This is a genomic window from Azoarcus taiwanensis (genome assembly GCF_012910885.1).
Lineage (GTDB): Bacteria > Pseudomonadota > Gammaproteobacteria > Burkholderiales > Rhodocyclaceae > Azoarcus_F > Azoarcus_F taiwanensis.
Map to the genome: position 1 here is coordinate 1 of NZ_WTVM01000212.1, position 3,959 is coordinate 3,959.

General features: G+C 65.2%; 3 protein-coding genes. All 3 read left to right on the forward strand.

Features of this window, described 5'->3' with window-relative positions:
• Positions 1-222: 222 nt before the first annotated feature.
• Complete coding sequence (locus GPA21_RS19450) at positions 223-825, forward strand: phasin family protein (RefSeq protein ID WP_168989730.1); 603 nt, start codon at positions 223-225, stop codon at positions 823-825.
• A 161-nt stretch (positions 826-986) separates the two neighbouring features.
• Positions 987-1,946, forward strand: coding sequence for a ChaN family lipoprotein (locus GPA21_RS19455; protein WP_168989731.1), 960 nt, complete (start codon positions 987-989; stop codon positions 1,944-1,946).
• Positions 1,939-3,959: M1 family metallopeptidase (locus tag GPA21_RS19460; protein WP_168989732.1), on the forward strand; the 2,021-nt coding region annotated here is incomplete at its 3' end. The genes GPA21_RS19455 and GPA21_RS19460, both read left to right, overlap by 8 nt.

Below are 3,959 nucleotides of genomic sequence, written 5' to 3' on the forward strand. Positions count from 1 at the left end.
TCGAAGAGAAAACGGGGCGACACCGCAGAGAAAAGCGGTGATTTGCCGGAGAAATTGAACCGAGTTCGGTCGCTGTCATTGTTTGGCGGCGGGATTCAACGAAAACCTCGCGTTATTCGAGGTGCCCTTATGCAATCAATCACCTAGAATGAAATTGTGCAGTGCAGCAAAGCGGCTAGAAACGCGAGACTGCATCGATTAACGAACCTCAGGAGCAAGACCATGATTGCCAAGCCCGAAAAATTCACCGCCGCCCAGAAACTCGCCGTCGAGTCCGGGATCACCTCCCTGCGCACCGCTTTCGACTCTTCCGAGCGCCTGGCCGCCCTCAACCTTAACACTGCCCGCGAGCTGCTTGAAGAAGGCACCACCGGCATCAAGAGCCTGCTGAGCGCCAAGTCGCCGGAAGAACTCGCCGCCATGCAGGCCGCGATGGTACGCCCGATGGCCGAGAAAGTGCTGGCCTACTATCGCAACTGCTACGAGATCCTGGCCCAGGGTGTCGAAGAGTTCGTCAAGCCTTACGAAGCCCAGTTCGCCGAGCTGAACAAGACTGTCGCCAGCGAGCTCGAGAAAGCCGCCGCCTCGTCGCCGGTCGGCGCCGAAGCTGCAGTCGCTGCAGTCAAGAGTGGTATCGCCGCAGCCAACTCGACATTCGACCAGGTCACCCGTGCCAGCCGCCAGGCCGTCGAAATGGCCGAGAGCAACCTGACCGCCGCCACCGAAGCTGCCGTCAAGGCGATCAGCACCCCGGTGCCCGGTTTCGCCAGCACCACCTCGGATGCGCCGGCTGCTGCTCGCCGCGCCGCCAAGAAGTCGGCCTGACAGTCGCTTCCTAGAACGCCCGCGCTGCGATGGCAGTGCGGGCGTTTTTGCGTTTACGCAACCACTTCGCCGGGAACCCTTCGCTTATGGCTGCCGTCACACACTGACGGCGCCGGCTACCGATGACGCCGCGCAACGGTCATCGAACCGGAAGACATGCAATGCCCACCAAGCCCAGCAAAGCGCTGCTTCTGTCGGCTATTACTGCACTCGCTCTCACGCTCGGCGTGCTCGGGCCGTTCTCGCACGCGCTCGGCGTCCGCAGCATCCCCGCGGCCGGCAACTACTGCGGCTTGCCGGCCGGCTGGTCGGTGCCGGGCGGCACGCTGCTGGAAGACACCGCCCTGCTCGCGAGGCTCAGCGAACAGTCGGCAGTGCTGCTCGGCGAGCGCCACGATCGCCTCGAGCATCACCGTTGGCAGCTCGACGTTCTGCGCGCACTTCACGCGGTGCATCCGGACATTGCGCTGGCACTCGAGATGTTTCCGCGCCGGGTCCAGCCTGCGCTCGACGCCTGGGTCGAGGGAGAGCTGAGCGAAGCCGAGTTTCTCGCACAGAGCGACTGGCACAAGGTCTGGCGCTTCGACCCCGAGTTGTACATGGACATCTTCCGCTTCGCACGCGACAAACGCATACCCATGCGTGCCGTCAACGTCGAATCCGACCTCACCCGTCTGGTCGGCCGCGAGGGCTTCGACGCTGTGCCTACAGATGAACTGGAGGGTGTAGGCCGCCCGGCGCCACCCAGCGCCGCCTACACCGACTGGCTGACCACGATTTACCAGATGCACCTCGTCGGCAACCGTGTTGGCGAGCATTCGGAGCGCCATCTGCGCAACTTCATCGAGGCACAGCTCCTGTGGGACCGCTCGATGGCCGAGGGTATCCACGGCGCCATCGTCGAGTCGCCGGGACGCCTCGTGGTCGCGTTGATCGGCAGCGGTCATCTGCGCCACGGCCACGGTGTGCCGCACCAGCTCGCGGATCTCGGCGTCTCGGCGCAAGCGACGTTGCTGCCCTGGGACGCAGACTTTGACTGCAACGAGTTGGTCGACGGCCTCGCCGACGCTGTCTACAACCTGCGCGACTACGGCACACGAGGCCCGGCGCTGGATGTCTGAACGCGGCATCCCCAGGCCACACCTGTGGCCGCTGGTGCTACTCGTCATGTTGTTCGTGACGACCGCCGCTGCGTCGCCAAGCACCCGCTTGCATTACCAAGTGCACCTGCGGCTGGATCCGCTGCAAAGAACTCTGGACGCAGAAGCGAGAATCCAAATCGACGATGGCGAAGCGCTCGATTTGCTGCTCAACCCGGCAATGCGCATCGAATCGGCGGCAATCGGCGATGATGCATTGCCTCCATCCTCGTCCGGAAGAGCTGAACCGCAACGCCTGCACATCCCGGCCGGCGATCCCGGGCGCACGGTCCACCTGCGATGGCTGGGCCCGCTAGCCGCCTCGCCACCGGACATGCGGCACGAAGACACGCTCGCTCACAGAACACCTACAGCCGACCCCCAGGGCAGTTTCCTGCCCGCATCCGGGCTGTGGTATCCCGTTCCGGTGCGCGCGCGCGAGCTGGCGCCACACAGCTACATCGTCCGCATCACGACACCGAACGGGCAGCTTGGGATGACCGCCGGCATGCCCGGCGACACCCTCACCGAGGGTGACGACACGACGATCGAGTACAACTTCCCCTACCAGGGCCGCGGCATCGACCTCATTGCAGGCCCGTACCGCATCGCTGACCGCAACACGACAACCCAGGACGGTCGGCCCCTGTTGCTGCGAACCCTGTTCCACGAGGAACTGATGCCGCTGGAGACGGACTACCTCGAGGCGGTCGAGCGCCACCTTGCGCGCTACGAAGCGCTGATCGGGCCGTACCCCTACGACAGCTTCACGGTGGTCTCCAGCCCGACGCCCACCGGCTTCGGCATGCCCACGATGACGTATCTCGGCATACAGGTCTTGCGCCTGCCCTTCATCCGCGACACCTCGCTGGCCCACGAGGTGCTTCACAACTGGTGGGGCAACGGCGTCTTTCCAGACTACGCCAGCGGCAACTGGAGCGAAGGCCTGACCACTTTCATGGCCGACTACGCCCACGCCGAGCAGCAGGGTGAGGACCGTGCCCTGGAGATGCGCCTCAACTGGCTGCGTGAGCTCTCCGGCATTCCGACGGTGGCTGACCGGCCGCTCGCCGAGTTCACCGCGCGCCACCATGGCGTGTCGCAGGCGGTGGGCTACAACAAGGCGGCGATGCTTTTCCTAATGCTGCGCGACATGATTGGCCCGGAGGCCTTCTACGCCGGCCTGCGCAGCTTCTGGGATAAGCATCGCTTCGATACCGCCGGCTGGCAGGATTTGCGCATCGCCTTCGAAACAAGCGCCGGCGAGCGGCTCGATCGCTTCTTCGACCAGTGGCTGACCCGCCGCGGCCTGCCGGAACTCCGCCTGGAGGCCGGTGAAGGACTCACCCTCAAGATCGTGCAGGCAGGCGAACCGTGGCAACTCGATCTGCCGCTGCACATCGAGACACGAGCCGGTCGTGAGGCTCTGATCGTACGCATCGAGGACAGCCTCACATCTCTGGATTTGTCGGGCCATGGCTTGCCGCTGGAGGCAAGGCTGGACCCGGACAACCGCACAATGCGCCGTCTGGACCGCTTTGAGGCGCCACCCATTCTGCGCGAACTGCAGTTCGCCCGCGCCCCGCAGCTGGCGATCGTCGCGCCTCGTGCAATGCGTGGCGACGCCGAAACCCTGGCCACCCGACTTCTCGACGACCGCCCACGCCAACTCTCTGCCCGCCGCGCGCCGGATCCGGCACAGCCACTGCTGGTCATCGGCGAGCAGCGCGAGGTTACCGCGTGGCTGGCTCGCCACGGCCTACCCGCCACACCCGAGGAAGTGGCCGGGAAGGGAGACGCCCGAATGTGGACCCACCGGCTGCCCACCGGCGCCCCGCTCGCAGTCATCGCCACTGATACCCCGGCTGCACTGGCGCTTGCCTTGCGGCCACTGCCCCACTACCGGCAACAGAGCTGGTTGATTCTCGAACAGGGTCGAGCCCAGTCGCGCGGCACCTGGCCGGCACCGGTGCGCGGGATCAAATGTGCGCCGGC

Coding starts and splice junctions, on each gene's coding strand:
- GPA21_RS19450 (WP_168989730.1), top strand. CDS start 223: ATGATTGCCAAGCCCGAAAAATTCACCGCCGCCCAGAAACTCGCCGTC.
- GPA21_RS19455 (WP_168989731.1), top strand. CDS start 987: ATGCCCACCAAGCCCAGCAAAGCGCTGCTTCTGTCGGCTATTACTGCA.